At 71.4% G+C, this 14,496-nt stretch carries 13 protein-coding genes; 4 read left to right on the top strand and 9 right to left on the bottom strand.

The genetic code is table 11. The features are described from left to right. Nucleotides 1-17: 17 nt before the first annotated feature. The 3 genes from AC06E6_RS14825 (at nt 18) to lpxH (ending at nt 2,516) form a co-directional block, all read left to right on the top strand. A complete protein-coding gene (locus tag AC06E6_RS14825; protein ID WP_478061842.1) occupies nt 18-1,154 on the top strand; it encodes a glycosyltransferase family 4 protein in 1,137 nt (378 codons plus the stop codon). After that, on the top strand, nt 1,135-1,674 hold the full coding sequence (locus tag AC06E6_RS14830; RefSeq protein ID WP_478061843.1) for a phosphatase PAP2 family protein: 540 nt from the start codon (nt 1,135-1,137) through the stop codon (nt 1,672-1,674). The genes AC06E6_RS14825 and AC06E6_RS14830 overlap by 20 nt, the downstream gene beginning before the upstream one ends. 98 nt (nt 1,675-1,772) lie before the next feature. Then, nucleotides 1,773-2,516: a UDP-2,3-diacylglucosamine diphosphatase gene (lpxH, locus tag AC06E6_RS14835; protein ID WP_478061844.1), complete on the top strand. Its 744-nt coding sequence runs from the start codon at nt 1,773-1,775 to the stop codon at nt 2,514-2,516. Between the two features lie 104 nt (nt 2,517-2,620). Here lpxH and AC06E6_RS14840 read toward each other — a convergent pair whose 3' ends face one another. From AC06E6_RS14840 to AC06E6_RS14875, 8 genes are all read right to left on the bottom strand, one after another. Beyond that, nucleotides 2,621-3,067 (bottom strand): COG3650 family protein, encoded by a 447-nt coding sequence (locus AC06E6_RS14840; RefSeq protein WP_478061845.1) that lies wholly within the window; start codon nt 3,065-3,067, stop codon nt 2,621-2,623. A 100-nt stretch (nt 3,068-3,167) separates the two neighbouring features. Further along, the gene (locus AC06E6_RS14845; RefSeq protein ID WP_161614815.1) at nt 3,168-3,980 is read right to left on the bottom strand and encodes a ferritin-like domain-containing protein; all 813 of its coding nucleotides are present in this window, start codon (nt 3,978-3,980) and stop codon (nt 3,168-3,170) included. Between the two features lie 33 nt (nt 3,981-4,013). After that, nucleotides 4,014-5,480, bottom strand: a complete 1,467-nt coding sequence (gene purF / locus AC06E6_RS14850; RefSeq protein WP_054663460.1) for an amidophosphoribosyltransferase — start codon at nt 5,478-5,480, stop codon at nt 4,014-4,016. Nucleotides 5,481-5,511: 31 nt separating this feature from the next. Further along, nucleotides 5,512-6,243: a CvpA family protein gene (locus tag AC06E6_RS14855; protein ID WP_161614813.1), complete on the bottom strand. Its 732-nt coding sequence runs from the start codon at nt 6,241-6,243 to the stop codon at nt 5,512-5,514. A 36-nt stretch (nt 6,244-6,279) separates the two neighbouring features. Further along, nucleotides 6,280-7,302: an SPOR domain-containing protein gene (locus tag AC06E6_RS14860; RefSeq protein WP_312348108.1), complete on the bottom strand. Its 1,023-nt coding sequence runs from the start codon at nt 7,300-7,302 to the stop codon at nt 6,280-6,282. Between the two features lie 128 nt (nt 7,303-7,430). Continuing rightward, nucleotides 7,431-8,717: a bifunctional tetrahydrofolate synthase/dihydrofolate synthase gene (folC, locus tag AC06E6_RS14865; RefSeq protein ID WP_240211751.1), complete on the bottom strand. Its 1,287-nt coding sequence runs from the start codon at nt 8,715-8,717 to the stop codon at nt 7,431-7,433. A 95-nt stretch (nt 8,718-8,812) separates the two neighbouring features. Beyond that, nucleotides 8,813-9,586, bottom strand: a complete 774-nt coding sequence (locus AC06E6_RS14870) for a TonB family protein (protein WP_240211752.1) — start codon at nt 9,584-9,586, stop codon at nt 8,813-8,815. After that, nucleotides 9,586-10,230, bottom strand: a complete 645-nt coding sequence (locus AC06E6_RS14875) for a histidine phosphatase family protein (protein WP_240211753.1) — start codon at nt 10,228-10,230, stop codon at nt 9,586-9,588. Before AC06E6_RS14875 ends, AC06E6_RS14870 begins: the two co-directional genes overlap by 1 nt. A 230-nt stretch (nt 10,231-10,460) precedes the next feature. On the opposite strand from AC06E6_RS14875, the gene AC06E6_RS14880 reads away from it, so the two are divergent. Beyond that, on the top strand, nt 10,461-11,312 hold the full coding sequence (locus AC06E6_RS14880; RefSeq protein WP_240211754.1) for a type II toxin-antitoxin system RelE/ParE family toxin: 852 nt from the start codon (nt 10,461-10,463) through the stop codon (nt 11,310-11,312). 894 nt (nt 11,313-12,206) lie between these two features. Here the strand turns inward: AC06E6_RS14880 and AC06E6_RS14885 are convergent. Continuing rightward, nucleotides 12,207-14,372 carry a S46 family peptidase gene (locus AC06E6_RS14885; protein WP_240211755.1) on the bottom strand — a complete coding sequence of 722 codons (2,166 nt, stop codon included), beginning with the start codon at nt 14,370-14,372 and terminating at the stop codon, nt 12,207-12,209. Nucleotides 14,373-14,496 lie beyond the last annotated feature (124 nt).

Below are 14,496 nucleotides of genomic sequence, written 5' to 3' on the forward strand. Positions count from 1 at the left end.
GGCAAACGGGAGGAGCCATGCGCTACGCCATCGTCACCGAGACCTATCCGCCGGAGGTCAACGGCGTCGCCCTGACCGTACAGGGCCTGGAGCGCGGCCTGCGCGCCCGCGGCAACGACGTCGACGTCGTGCGTCCGCGCCAGTCGCAGGACCTGGCGCAGGCGCATGAGCTGCTGGTGCGCGGCATGGCGCTGCCGCGCTACCCCGGCCTGCGCTTCGGGCTGCCGGTGCCGCGCCTGCTGGCCCGGCACTGGCTCCGGCAGCGGCCGGACGCGGTCTACATCGCCACCGAGGGCCCGCTGGGCTGGTCGGCGCTGCGTGCCGCGCGGCGGCTCGGCATCCCGGTCGCCACCGGCCTGCATACCCGCTTTGACACGTATCTGCCCGACTACGGCGCGGCCTGGCTGCAGCCCGTTGCCCTGGGCTGGATGCGCCGTTTCCACAACCAGGGCGATGCCACCCTGGTCCCTACCCGCGAACTGCAGGACTTCCTGCAGGGCCACGGCTTCCATCACCCACGGCTGCTGGCGCGTGCGGTGGACGCGTCGCAGTTCTCGCCGCAGCAGCGCGACACCGCGCTGCGCCAGGCCTGGGGGCTGGATGCGCGCGGGCTGGCGGTGATCCACGTCGGCCGCATCGCCGCGGAGAAGAACCTCGGCCTGGCGATCCAGGCGTTCCGCCGGATCCAGCGGCTGCGCCCGGATGCGCGCTTCGTCTGGGTGGGCGACGGGCCACTGCGCGAGCGTATCGCCCAGGAGAATCCCGATTTCATCTTCTGCGGGATCCAGCGTGGCCAGGCGCTTGCCCGCCACTTCGCCAGCGGCGACCTGTTCCTGTTCCCGAGCCGCAGCGAGACCTTCGGCAACGTGACCCTGGAGGCCATGGCCAGCGGCGTGGCCACGGTCGCCTTCGACTATGGCGCCGCGCGCGAACATCTGCAGAGCGGGTACAGCGGCGTGGCCGTGGACAACGACGACAGCTTCATCAACGCCGCGATTAACCTGGCCGGCGACCCGGCCCTGCGCGCGTCGCTCGGCGGCAACGCCAGCCGGGCGATGCAGCGGCTGCATCCGGACCACGTGGTCGCCGAATTCGAGGCATTGCTGCACGAACTGTCGCAACGGAGACGTGCCCATGCCCTTGCTGCCGCCTGACGGCCTGCTCGCCCGCGAAACCCGCTGGTGCCGGCGCGCCAACCACTACTGCCGCCATCGCCGCATCCGCACCCTGTTCGCGATCATCAGCCGCCTCGGCGATGGCGTGTTCTGGTACGTGCTGATGGGCGCACTGGTACTGGCCGACGGCATGGACGGCCTGCGCGCATCCGCGCACATGGCCGCCACCGGCGTGGTCGCGCTGAGCCTGTACAAGGCGCTCAAAAGCTGGACCCGCCGCCCGCGCCCGTTCGCGGCCGACCTGCGCATCCGCGCCTGGGTGGCGCCGCTGGACGAGTACAGTTTTCCCTCCGGGCATACCCTGCACGCGGTGTCGTTCAGCGTGGTCGCGCTGGCCTACTACCCGTGGCTGGCACCGTTGCTGCTGCCGTTCACCGCCGGGGTGGCGCTGTCGCGGGTCGTGCTCGGCCTGCATTACCCCAGCGACGTACTGGCCGCCACCGGCATCGCCCTGCTGCTGGGCGGCGCGTCGCTGCAGCTGATGCCGCTGCCGTTCTGAGCTGCGGCCGCCAGCCAGCCGCCGTGCCCGCGCAGCGGCGCCCACCGGCCGCCGTGGGGCCATCGGGAGCGCACCCGCGTTGCCCTACAATGGCGGGCATGACCACGCTGTTCATTTCCGATCTGCACCTGGACCCGAGCCGTCCGGCGATCACCGCATTGTTCCTGGAGTTCCTGCGCGGCCAGGCGCGGCAGGCCGAGGCGCTGTACATCCTCGGTGACCTGTTCGAGGCCTGGATCGGCGACGACACCCCTTCCGCTGCCGCCGATGCGGTCGCCACCGCGCTGCGCGGACTGGCCGACGCCGGGGTGCCGGTGTTCTTCATCCGTGGCAACCGTGACTTCCTGGTCGGCGCGGACTATGCCCGCCGCGCCGGCCTGCGCATCCTGCCCGACCCGTGCGTGGTTACGCTGTACGGCCGGCCGGTGCTGCTGCAGCACGGCGACCTGCTGTGTACCGACGACACCGCCTACCAGGCGTTCCGCGCGCAGACCCGCGACCCGGCGTTCATCGCCCAGTTCCTGGCGCAACCGCTGGAAGCACGCGTCGCCTTCGCGCAGAAGGCACGCGCCGCCAGCCAGGCGCGCCAGTCGGAAATGAAGGAAGGCGACCGCGCGCAGTTCGAGACCGTCACCGACGTGGCACCGGGCGAAGTCGCCGCCACGTTCCGCCGTTACGGCGTGGACACGATGATCCATGGCCACACCCATCGTCCGGCCGTGCACAGCGTGCAGGTGGACGATGCCACCTGTACCCGCATCGTGCTCGGCGACTGGTACGAGCAGGGCTCGGTGCTGCAGGTGGATGCCAGCGGCTACCGGCTGCAGGCACTGACCCCGTAGCTCAATACCGGGTCCGGCCACTGGAAAGTACTACCGTCGGCGGACCCTGCGGATCAGAAGAGGCGCGTGGTGGCAACGGAGCCGGCCCCGAAACGGCAGCCCGCTTACCGGGGCGCGGGCGGCGACGCGGGGTCGAACGCACAGCCTTGCTGCGTCTTGCCATCCAGCCGCCACGACACGCTGAACGGATACGCCATGTCGGACATGCCGTCCGAACAGGGCGCGCGGTGCACGTCCAGCCGGAACGGCACGCCACTGTCCTCGCCGGCCAGGTGCAGGCCATCGGCATCGAGGCGGCGCGTGGCCTGCAGCCGGCGCGGCGCGTCCATCGTTTCCGGCGTGGTGTAGGTCAACGCTTCGCCCTCCACCTTCACGCTCCAGAACGGCTCGACGCCGGCCGCCTGCAGGCTGGCCGGGAACGCCGCCGCATCCGGCTCACCCCGCGTGGCGGCGGCTTCGTGCGCGGGCGCACCGGCGTCGGGGACGGCGGGGCTGCAGGCCGACAACAGGGTCATCGGCAACGCCAGCAACAGGGGGCGGAAGACAGGCATGCGCGGCTCCATGGGGTGCGACAAGTGAGCGGTATCGTCGCATGCATCAGGTAAACGCAATGCGATCCACGCGGCCGCGGAAACCGGCCGCGCGATTGCGTCACCCGGCCTGTTCGACCAGGTCCGCAAGCTCGTCGGCATCGAAGCCGGCCAGCAGCCGGGCTTCGAGATTGAATGGGCCGTGCAGGTAACCGCCGGCGTATTCGTGCAGCAGCTGCTTGAACCGCGCGCGCGGTTCCACCCCGGCACGCGCGCAGTACCAGCGGTACCAGCGCGAACCGGCGGCGACATGGGCTACTTCCTCGCGCAGGATCACTTCCAGCACGTCGGCGGTGGCGTCGTCGCCGAGCGAGCGCAGCCGGGTGATCATCGCCGGGGTCACGTCCAGCCCGCGCGCCTCCAGTACGCGCGGCACCAGCGCCATGCGCGCCAGTCCGTCATGCGCGGTTTTCTCGCACATTTCCCACAGACCGTTGTGCGCGGGGAAGTCGGCGTAGTCGTGGCCGTGCGCCAGCAGTCGCTCGCGCAGCAGCAGGAAGTGGCGCGCTTCGTCGTCGGCGCAGCTCACCCAATCGGCATGGAAACTGCCCGGCAGGCCGCGGAAGCGGTACACCGCATCCCACGCCAGGTCGATGGCATTGAGTTCGATATGGGCGATGGCATGGATGAAGGCCGCACGCCCCTCCACGCTGCCGAAGCCGCGACGCGGCAGGTCGCGCGGGTGCACCAGCACCAGACGCGCGGGGCGGCCGGGCATGCGGATCGGCGCCGGCCCGGGCGCGTCCGCCGGCAGCTTCAGCGTACCGGCGCGGAACAAGCTGGCGCAGTGCCGGGTCAGCGCCACCTTGCGCAGTGGATCGGCCTCGGCCAGGCACAGCTGCGCGGCGTGCAGCAGGTCATCCACCGCCGGCATGCCGCCGGCTTGCGCGGCCGCCGCCTGCATGGCTCAGGCGCGGCGCTTGTTCTTGGCTTCGTCCGAGCGCAGCTGCTGGATGCGCTCGAAGTAACCCGGCTCGATGCCGGTGACGTAGTGGCCGTTGAAGCAGGACGAATCGAACGCCTTCAGCTCCGGATTGCCCTCGCGCACTGCCGCCTCCAGGTCCTCGAGGTCCTGGTAGACCAGCCAGTCGCAGCCCAGGTGCTTCTCGATGTCCTCGACGCTGCGCTCGTGCGCCACCAGTTCCTCGGCGGCCGGCATGTCGATGCCGTAGATGTTGGGGTGGCGCACCGGCGGCGCGGCGCTGGCCAGGTACACCTTGCGCGCGCCGGCGTCGCGCGCCATCTGCACGATCTGCTGGCTGGTGGTGCCGCGCACGATCGAGTCGTCCACCAGCAGCACCACGCGGTTGCGGAACTCCAGGTGGATCGGGTTGAGCTTGCGGCGCACCGACTTCACCCGCTCGCCCTGCCCCGGCATGATGAAGGTGCGGCCGACGTAGCGGTTCTTGACGAAGCCCTCGCGGTACTTCACGCCAAGCACGTTGGAGATTTCCAGCGCCGCGTCGCGCGAGGTGTCCGGGATCGGGATGATGGTGTCGATGTCGTGGTCCGGGCGCAGGCGCAGGATCTTTTCGCCCAGCTTCTGGCCCATGCGCATGCGCGCCTTGTGCACCGAGACGTTGTCGATCATCGAGTCCGGGCGCGCGAAGTACACGTACTCGAAGATGCAGGGCGTCTGCTGGGTGGTGGTGGCGCAGACCTCGGCGAACAGTTCGCCGCGCTCGGTGATCACCACCGCCTCGCCCGGGGCGACGTCGCGCACGCGCTCGAAGCCGAGCACGTCCAGCGCCACCGATTCGGAGGCAACGATGTATTCCTCACCCTCGGCATGGCTGCGCTTGCCCAGCACCAGCGGGCGGATGCCGTGCGGGTCGCGGAACGCCACCAGGCCCAGGCCCAGCACCACGCTGACCACCGCGTAGCCGCCCTTGCAGCGGCGGTGCACGCCGGCCACGGCGCGGATCGCCGCCTCCGGGGTGAGCATGCGCTGCGCGTCCAGCTCGTAGGCGAACACGTTCAGCAGCACTTCGCTGTCCGAGTCGGTGTTGATGTTGCGGCGGTCGGCCTCGAACACCTGCTGGCGCAGCGCCTCGGTGTTGATCAGGTTGCCGTTGTGCGCCAGGGCGATGCCGTACGGCGAGTTGACGTAGAACGGCTGCGCCTCGTCGGTGCCTTCCGAACCGGCGGTCGGGTAGCGCACGTGGGCGATGCCGATGCGGCCCCGCAGCAGCGCCATGCGCCGCTCGTCGAACACGTCGCGCACCAGCCCGTTGCCCTTTTCCACCCGCAGCCGGGTGCCGTGCGCGGTGGCGATGCCGGCCGCATCCTGGCCGCGGTGCTGGAGGACGGTCAGGCCGTCATAGAGCTGCCCGGCGACGTTCTGGTTGCCGACGATTCCGACGATGCCACACATATTGCGCGATCTCCGCTGGGCCGTGGCCCGGTTAACGTGAAGGGGGCCGTGCCTGGCCCGATGGCCCGGCCCGCGCCGGACCGGGGTGATCCGGGCGCACCTGCGCCGGATCGATGTTGGAAGGCCACGCCTTCGCCGGGTCCTGGCGGCTGCCTCCGGTCGCGGCCGGCCGGGCGTCATCCGCCCGTTCCGGCATCGCTTGCGGCAGTCCGCTGCCCGCTTCATGTTCGCTGAGTCCGGCATTATCGCCTGCCAGCACCGCCTTGCCCAAGTCCAGCAGCGGATGCTCCGGCACGGCCGGCAGTTCCGGCAGCCGCGCGCGCAGCCAGTCGGCCGGCGGGTGCAGCCACGACGCCAGCTGCGAACGCCGCCAGGGCTCGCCGTCGGCCACGGGGGTGAAGCCCAGCACCAGCACCGCCAGCACCGCCAGCAGCACCCCGCGCACTAGCCCCAGGCCGAAACCAAACAGGCGGTCCGGGGCCTTCAGCAGCACGGTGGAATCAACCACCCCGCGCAGCAGCAGGCCGATGGCCGAAACGGCCAGCAGTACGCCGAAGAAGGCAATGGCGTAGCCGGCGGCATATTGGCCCGCGGTCGGCGTCGCGCCGCCGCTGAGCAGCACGCTGGCGTCATGGCCGAAACGGAACGCGGCCCAGCCGGCCAGCAGCCAGCCGAGCACGCCGAACACGGTGGCCAGCAGGCCGCGCATCAGCCCGAACAGGGCCGATACCACGATCAACCCCAGCAGCAGCAGGTCGATCACCGGTTGCCCCGACCGGGCATCAGGCCGCTCGCCGCATCAGGGGTGCGGGCGGACCATGCCGGCGATGCCGACCTTGGCCGCGACCTGCGCCTTGAGCTGTTCGGCCTCGGCCCGGTTGGCCACCGGGCCGACGCGGACGCGGTTGAGCACGCCGTTGTCGGTGCGCACCTGTTCGACGAAGGCGCTGAAGCCGGCGGCGCGCACCTTGTCGCGCAACGCATTGGCGTCGGCCGGCTTGCCGAACGCACCCAGCTGCACGGCGAAGCCGACGCTGCTCGCGGCCGGCGCGGTGGGAGTGGCAGTGGCGGCCGGCTTCGGCGCGGCGGGCTTGGGCGCTTCAGGCTTGAGCGCTTCAGGCTTGGGCGCAGCGGGCTTGGGTTCGTTGCGGGGATCGAGCCGCGGCGCGGCGGCCACCGGCCTGGCGGGCTCGGCAGGCAGGGCCTCGGACCGCACCGCCGGGGCGGCCGCAGCCGCGGCCGGAGCCGCAGCCGGGGTAGCCGGGGCGGCGGCTGGCGCCGCGGGCTCCTTGTCGGCGTCGAGCACCACCACCTGCGCGTTCACGTCGCCGCGGACCTTGCCCGCCTCCAGCCGGACCAGCTCGGCCTGCGCGCGGTCGGCATACGGGCCGATGCGCACCCGCCAGGCCGGGCGCCCGTTGATGGTGTCCTGCTGGCGGAAGCCCGGCAGGTTGGATTTTTTCAGGTGGGCGATCACCGCATCGGCATCGGCCTCGGTGGCGTAGGCACCGAAATTCACCGCGTAATTGCCGGCCGCCGCGCTCGGCGGCAGCACGCCGCTGGCGGGGTCCGCCGCCGGGGACGCGGCCTCGGCGACCGGTTGCGCGGCGGGCATGCCGGTGGCGCCAGCGGCGCTCGGCGCGACCAGCGGCAGCTCGCGGGTTTCGAACTGGCCGTCGGCCGGCGCATCGGGGGCGCGCAGCGGTACGTCCTGCACGCCGCTGTCCGGTGCCGGGCCCTTGACCAGCATGGGCAGGAAGATCACGGCCAGGGCCACCAGCACGATGGCGCCAATCAATCGCTGTTTCAGGGGAGTATCCACGGCAAGGCGTATGGGCGGCAGGGCGGAATGTCCGGCGATTATATGCGCGGCCGGCGACGGCCACGGCCGCGCCAGCTGAACGGAGCGCAGTGTGCGTCAGCGCACGGGCAGCGGCTGGACGGTGGATGTCACGGCGCGCGCGCGACGCCCGCCTGCAGCCGTGGCAACGCTTCTGCAACGGTGTGGAACGACCCGAACACCAGCACCCGGTCGCCACGGCGGGCCTGTTCCAGCGCCGCGGCCAGCGCTTGGCCGACGTCCGCGAAGGTGGCGGCGCCGGCCGCGGCGGTGCCGGCCAGGCGCTCGCGCAGTTGCGCGGCACCCTGGCCGCGGGTGCCCTCCAGTCCGGCCAGGTACCAGCGGTCGATGCGCGCCTGCAGCGCGGCGACCACGCCCGCGGCGTCCTTGTCGGCCAGCGCCGCGTATACCGCCAGGGTGCGTCCGCTGGCCGGGCGTGCCTGCAGCGCGGTGCCGAGGGCGGCGGCGGCCTGCGGGTTGTGGCCGACATCGACCAGCACTTCCACGCCATCGCACTCGAAGCGCTGCAGGCGCCCGGCGACCTGCGCCGCGGCCACGCCGCGCGCCCAGGCGGCGCGCGGCACCGGGCGATCCAGCGCGCGCAGCGCGGCGATGGCGGCGGCCGCATTGGCCCGCTGCACCGGCGCCCACAACGCCGGCTGCGGCAGTTCGATGCGGAAGGAGACATCGCGCCAGCGCCAGGTGTCGGCGTCCACCGCCTCGGCGAAGAAGTCGCTGCCGAAGCGGATCGCGTTGGCGCCCAGCACGTAGGCGCGACGCAGCACGCTGGACGGCGGATCGATCTCGCCCAGGATCAGCGGCTTCCAGCCGCGGATGATGCCGGCCTTCTCGGCGCCGATGGCCTCGCGGTCGCTGCCCAGCCAGTCGGCATGGTCGATGTCCACGGTGGTGATCACCGCCACGTCGGCATCGACGATGTTGACCGCGTCCAGGCGCCCGCCCAGCCCCACTTCCAGCACCGCCAGGTCCAGCCCGGCGCGCGCGAACGCCCACAACGCGCACAGCGTGCCGTACTCGAAGTAGGTCAGCGCGGTGTCGCCACGCGCATCCTCCACGGCGTTGAAGCCGGCCACCAGGGTGGCGTCGTCGACATCGGCGCCGTCGATGCGCACGCGCTCGTTGTAGGCCAGCAGGTGCGGCGAGGTGTAGGCACCCACCGTCCAGCCAGCGGCGCGGGCGATGGCCTCGATGAAGGCCACCGTCGAGCCCTTGCCGTTGGTGCCGCCGACCACGATGCAGCGCTGCGCCGGCCGCTGCAGGCCCATGCGCGCGGCCACCTCGCGCACCCGTTCCAGCCCCATCGCGATGGGCTGCGGGTGCTGTCGGTCGATATGGGCGAGCCACTGTTCGAGCGTGGCGGGACGTGCGGAGGACATGCGGGATTCTCGGTGGCACGCGCCGGCGCACGGTGCGGCGGCGCGGATGGCGCGCACATGATACAGCCGCGCCACGGCGCGCCCGGCCGTCGCGCCTAGGGCGTGGCCACTGCGACCGCCTGTGGCCGCTGCCGGCCACGGCTGGCGCGCAGCGTGGCCAGCGACTGGCGGCAGGCATCCAGGTCGCTGCCACACAGCACGCTGGTGACCACGAACCGGTGGCGGCCATCGCTGACCAGGCGGTTGCGCACCATCATCGCGCCTTCCAGCTGGAACAGGCTCAGGCCTTCTTCGTCGTGCAGCCAGAAGTTGGCCTGCCCTCCATAGCGGCGGAACAGCGCCAGCGGGCCGATCGTGGCGACCGCCTCGGGAATCGCCAGGAAACCGATCGGGTACGGATCGGCGATGTAGCCCGGCAGCGCGCCGTCGGCATCCAGTGCAGGCATCGGCACGCGGCCGCTGCGGCGCTCGTCGAAGAACGGGTCGCGCAGGCGCCTGCCAGCCTGCGCCGGGATTTCCTCGGGCAGCGGTTCGAACGCGAACGGCAGACGGTAGCGCGGCTGGCCCCGGTATTCCGGCGGCACGGTCCAGGCACGGGCCGCCGCCAGCGCCGCCGCGTCCAGTACCGCCACGCCGGAGCCCTGTTCGACCCGTGCGGCGTCTACCCGCCCGCAGGCATCGGTATCGATGATCACGTTGATCACGTAGCCGAGCAGGCGCCACAGTTCCGGCGGCGGGTAGTGCGGCGCGCGGTTGGCCGCCGCTGTAAACGGCGGGCAGCCCTCGGCCGGTTGCGCCAGTGCCGGCAACGACGACAACGCCAGCAGGGCCGCGGCCAGCCAGCAGGGCGGTACCCGCAGGCGCGCCATCACAACGCCCGGTGCTTGGCCTCGCCGAAGAACGGGGTGTGGTGCGCGCAATCGTTCAGGCGCACCACTTCCAGGTGCTCCACGTCCGGCCCTTCCAGCAGATTCAGCGTGGTCGGTGCCTGGCGGAAGGTCCACAGCTTGCCGATCGGCAGGCCCAGCACCTTGCACAGGATCACGCGGTTGACCGCGTCATGCGCGACCACCAGCAGGGTGTCATCCGCGCCCAGGCCCTCGGCGGCGCGCGCCAGGCCACGCCAACTGCGGTCCAGCACCTGGCGCAGCGATTCGCCACCGGGCATCAGCACGGTATCGGGTTCCTCGCGCCAGGCGCGCAGGCGCGCCGGGTCCTTGTCGTTGATCTCACTGGCCAGCAGGCCCTCCCACTCGCCGTGGGCGATTTCCTGCAGGTCCGCATCGGTCTGCAGCATCGAGGCGCGGGCGCTGCCCAGCGCGGCCCGCGCGGTGCTCTGCGCGCGCGACAGCGGCGACGCCACCGCGCGGGTGATCTCGATCAACTGCAGGCGCTCGCCCAGTGCCCTGGCCTGCGCCTCGCCTACCGGCGAAAGCGGGATGTCGATCTGGCCCTGGTAGCGGCCTTCGGCGTTCCACGGCGTTTCGCCGTGGCGGGCAAGCAGGATGCGCATGCAGTTGGGAGTCCATGGCGAGGGGGCCCGCATCATAGCCTGTCGCCGTGGTGCCGCAGGCGTCGGTTGCCTGCGATACGAAATCCCCGGCGAACGCTTGGCCGCCGGCCGGACAGGCGCCGCCCCGCGTGTCTGCGGGCGGCCCGCAGGCGTTACCATGACGGCCCCCGATCCGCTGCACGGTGTCACGTCCACATGAGGGCCAGCAGCTCCCACGCCCGCACGGTGGCATGAGCAGCGCTTCGTTTACCCCGCCACCGCCCGCGGTGCGCTGGAACGAACGCGTGCAGCCGTGGGCCGCCGCCTTCGTCAGCGCACTGCTGCACCTGCTGGTGCTGCTGCTCCTGCTGCATTCCACGCCGCCGGTGGTGACCACGCCGCAGGGCACCGCCGGCGGCGGCCGGGTCAAGGTGGATTTCGTCGGCGAGGCACCGCCCTCCCCGACCCCTGCCCGCCAGCCGCCGGGGCCGAAGCAGGACGACGCGCGCAAGAAGCCGGCCAGGCCCACCGCCCGCCGCCAGGCCGACGCCCGCAAGCCGGTACCGGAAGCCCGCTACATCGAACCCCCGGCCGAACCGGCCCCGGCGCAGACCCGCAGCGACGAACCGCCGGCGCCGGAGCCGGCACAGGCATCGGCCGCCAGCCCGCCCGAGGGCATGCAGCGCCGGTCGCAGGCCTGGACCGGGCGCCCGCCGGGCTGGCTGCCCCGGGAAACCTCGCCCGACGATGGCCGCGCTTCCGGGCCGGTCAACCGCAATGGCTACCGCAACGACGTGGCCGCCGGCGAGCCGGCCATGGAAGTGGGCGGCTACCAGATCATCTATGACCTGCTGGGCGAAACGCGGCTGCGCACGTGGATGGAACAGGGCATGAAGGAGCTCTCCATCCCCCTGCCCGGCACCACCTACCTGATGGTCTGCCCGGCCGAAGTCGCGCTCAGGCGCGGCTCCAGCAAATGCCGCCTGCTGCCGCCCGACGCACCGGAACTGCAGTCCATCGGCGACGCGCGCCAGGTGGTCACGGTGATGTACGTGTACCGGCGCGGCGAGCTGGTCTGGCGCGGACCGGGACCGTACCGCTGAAGCGGCTGCGGCTCGGCTCGGCACGCTCCCGCAACACACCCGGGGATGCGGGGCTCGCCCCGCGCGACCACCGCGGAAGGCCCGGTGCGGGGCAAGCCCCACACCTACTTACCGCCAACGGATTGCCTGCACGGTTGCGGCGACGGTGCCGAGCTGCCGGAACCGCCCTCGCAACATCCCGCGGGGATGGGAGACTCGCCCCGCACGACCACCGTGGAAGGCCGGTGTGGGGCAAGCCCCACACCTACGTGCCGCCAACGGATTGCCTGCGCGGTTGTGGCGACGGTGCCGACCGGCCGGAACCGCGCTCGCAACATCCCGCGCGGATGCGGGACTCGCCCCGCGCGACCACCGTGGAAGTCCGGTGTGGGGCAAGCCCCATACCTACGCGCCGCCGAAGGATTGCCTGCGCGGTTGCGGCGACGGTGCCGACCGGCCGGAACCGTCCTCGCAATATCCCGCGAGGATGCGGGACTCGCCCCGCACGACCACCGCGGAAGGCCCGGTGTGGGGCAAGCCCCACACCTACGTGCCGCCAACGGATTGCCTGCGCGGCTGCGGCGACGGTGCCGAGCTGCCGGAGCCGCCCTCACAACATCCCGCGGGGAGGCGGGACTCGCCCCGCACGACCACCGTGGAAGTCCGGTGTGGGGCAAGCCCCACCCCCACGTGCCGCCGAAGGATTGCCTGCGCGGCTGCGGCGACGGTGCCGACCGGACTGGACGGCCTTCGCAATATCGCCCGTAGATGCGGGGCTTGCCCCGCATGACCGCCATCCCCGCATGACCGCCATCCCAAGGGCCCGTCGAGGGGCCGGGAGTCGCCGCGGATGGCGGCAAAGAAAACCCCGGGCGGTTTCCCGCCCGGGGTCTTCGATCAAACGCGGAACGCGGCTTACTTCGAGGCCGCTTCCAGCTCCTTCAGCAGCTGCGGCGCCGGCGCCACTTCCTGCATGATCCAGCGCATGTAGCGCTGGTCCACCGAGATCATGCGGGTCATCACCGGGTCGAACACCCAGTTGCTGGCCACCGACTCCCAGATGCCGTCGAACGCCAGCCCGACCAGGCGGCCATGCGCGTCCAGCACCGGCGAACCGGAGTTGCCGCCGGTGATGTCCAGGTCGGACAGGAAGTCCACCGGCACGCTGCCCAGGCGCTTGTCTTCCAGGCCGCCGTAGCGCTTGGCCTTGACCGCATCGAGCAGCGCCTTCGGCGAGTCGAACGGATCGACGCCGGTTTCCTTGGCGGCGACGCCTTCGATGGTGGTGAACGGCTGCTGCACCTTGCCGTCCAGGCCGGTGTAGCCCTTCACGTTGCCGAAGGTGATGCGCAGCGACAGGTTGGCATCGGGGTAGACGAACCCGCCCTGGCTCTTCTTGTAGTCGGCGATGGCCTGCAGGAACAGCGGACGCGCGACCAGCTCCTCGCCGCGCTTGACCTTGTTCTGGTGCTCGATCTGCAGCAGCGCCGGCATCACCGCCACCGCGTACTGGATGGCCGGATCGGTGCTGGCCTCGAACGCGGCCTTGTCGGCGTTGAACCACTTCATGCGCTCGGCCAGGTCGCCCAGGCGCGAACCGTCCAGGCGGGCCAGCGCGGCGTCCACGGCGGCGGCATCGCTGCCGCCCAGCCAGGTGTCGAAGGCCGGCACGCGCTGGTCGGCCGGCAGCGCCACGTAGCGCTGCAGCCAGTACTGCTGGAACTGCCGGTCCATCGCCGCCACGTAGCGGCGGTCCATCTGCTTCAGGCCGCCCTCGATGGCCGGCAGGTCGCGTTCCTGGTAGCCCTCCTCGCGCTGTGCGTCCGGCTTGGCCTTCTCGATCGCCAGCCGGTACAGGCGCACCGCGGTGCCCAGGGTGCCGGTGCGGTTGAACATGGCCAGGGTGACGTCACGCTGCTGGGTGCTGCGCGCCTGGGTGCCCAGCGCCTGCAGCTGCGCATACGCATCGAGCGCCGGCTTGCCGGCGGCGCCCTGAGCGCGCAGCCATTCCAGCACCGCGGCCTCTTCCTTCTGCTTGTGCGCCAGCACGTTGTTGCGCTTGAAGCCGTCCAGCTGGCCGTCGTAGTTCTTGCTGGTGTTGTTCCAGCCGGCCATGCTGGCGGCGTACTTCACCGCGATGTCCTTGTTGTCCTTGCTGGCGGCTTCGACCAGCGCGATCTGGTCCTTGTACGCCTTGGCGATGGTCGGGTAGGTCCAGTTGGCGGTGTTCTCGAACTCGCTGACCAGCGCATAGCGGTCGGTGCGGCCCGGGTAGCCGGCCACCATCACGAAATCGCCCTCGCCCAGCGGCTGGTTGGCCAGCTTCAGCCAGTGCTTGGGCTGGTACGGCACGTTGTCGGCCGAGAACGCGGCCGGCTTGCCGTCCTTGCCCACGTAGGCGCGGTAGAACGCGAAATCACCGGTGTGGCGCGGCCACATCCAGTTGTCGACGTCGCCGCCGAACTTGCCCACGCTGCCCGGGGGCGCGTACGCCAGGCGCACGTCCTTGATCTCCAGGTTCTTGAACAGCCGGTAGGTGTTGCCGCCGGAGAAGCTGTACAGCGTGCAGCTGTAGCTGTCGTCGGCCTCGCACTCGGCCACCAGCTTCTTCTCCAGCGCCTCCAGCGCTTCGGTGCGCTTGAGCGGGTCGTTGCCGGCGCCGGCAATGGCGGCCCTGGCCTGGGCGGTGACGTCGGTGATGTCGTCCAGCACGTAGATGCGCGCGTTGGGGCCGGCGCTCAGCTCATCCTTGAACGCGGCCGCGCTGAAGCCGTCCTTGATCAGGTTCTTCTCGGCGGTGGAGTTGAGCTGGATGGAGCCGTAGGCGCAGTGGTGGTTGGTCGCCACCAGGCCCTGCGGCGAGACGAAGCTGGCGGTGCAGCCGCCCAGCGCCACCACCGCGCCCATCGGGTCGCCGGTCAGGTTGCTCAGCTGCAGCGGGTCCAGCTTCAGCCCGGCCTTCATCAGCGGCCCGGCGATCTGCGGCAGCTGCTGCGGCACCCACATGCCTTCGGCGGCACTGGCCGCCTGCGCCAGGCCAAGCCCGGCCACCACGGAAAAAGCGAGAAGATTCAGACGCATGAAGCGGACCCCGAAGAATGGAAAGCCCGATTGTAGCGGGTGAAACCGTTGCCGTAGCGCCGCCTCCCGCTACGGAGGGCGGCGGCCGCACGCATATAATCGGTACTCTTTCCCACTGCGGTTT

The organism is Stenotrophomonas sp. Steno-Z10-HUANG (assembly GCF_056393075.1).

Bases quoted from the DNA above. Each gene is read 5' to 3' on its own strand.
- AC06E6_RS14825 (WP_478061842.1), top strand. From the start codon at position 18: ATGCGCTACGCCATCGTCACCGAGACCTATCCGCCGGAGGTCAACGGC.
- AC06E6_RS14875 (WP_240211753.1), bottom strand. From the start codon at position 10,230: ATGCGCATCCTGCTTGCCCGCCACGGCGAAACGCCGTGGAACGCCGAA.
- purF (WP_054663460.1), bottom strand. From the start codon at position 5,480: ATGTGTGGCATCGTCGGAATCGTCGGCAACCAGAACGTCGCCGGGCAG.
- AC06E6_RS14840 (WP_478061845.1), bottom strand. From the start codon at position 3,067: ATGCCTGTCTTCCGCCCCCTGTTGCTGGCGTTGCCGATGACCCTGTTG.
- AC06E6_RS14870 (WP_240211752.1), bottom strand. From the start codon at position 9,586: ATGGCGCGCCTGCGGGTACCGCCCTGCTGGCTGGCCGCGGCCCTGCTG.
- AC06E6_RS14885 (WP_240211755.1), bottom strand. From the start codon at position 14,372: ATGCGTCTGAATCTTCTCGCTTTTTCCGTGGTGGCCGGGCTTGGCCTG.
- folC (WP_240211751.1), bottom strand. From the start codon at position 8,717: ATGTCCTCCGCACGTCCCGCCACGCTCGAACAGTGGCTCGCCCATATC.
- AC06E6_RS14880 (WP_240211754.1), top strand. From the start codon at position 10,461: ATGAGCAGCGCTTCGTTTACCCCGCCACCGCCCGCGGTGCGCTGGAAC.
- AC06E6_RS14830 (WP_478061843.1), top strand. From the start codon at position 1,135: ATGCCCTTGCTGCCGCCTGACGGCCTGCTCGCCCGCGAAACCCGCTGG.
- lpxH (WP_478061844.1), top strand. From the start codon at position 1,773: ATGACCACGCTGTTCATTTCCGATCTGCACCTGGACCCGAGCCGTCCG.
- AC06E6_RS14845 (WP_161614815.1), bottom strand. From the start codon at position 3,980: ATGCCGGCGGTGGATGACCTGCTGCACGCCGCGCAGCTGTGCCTGGCC.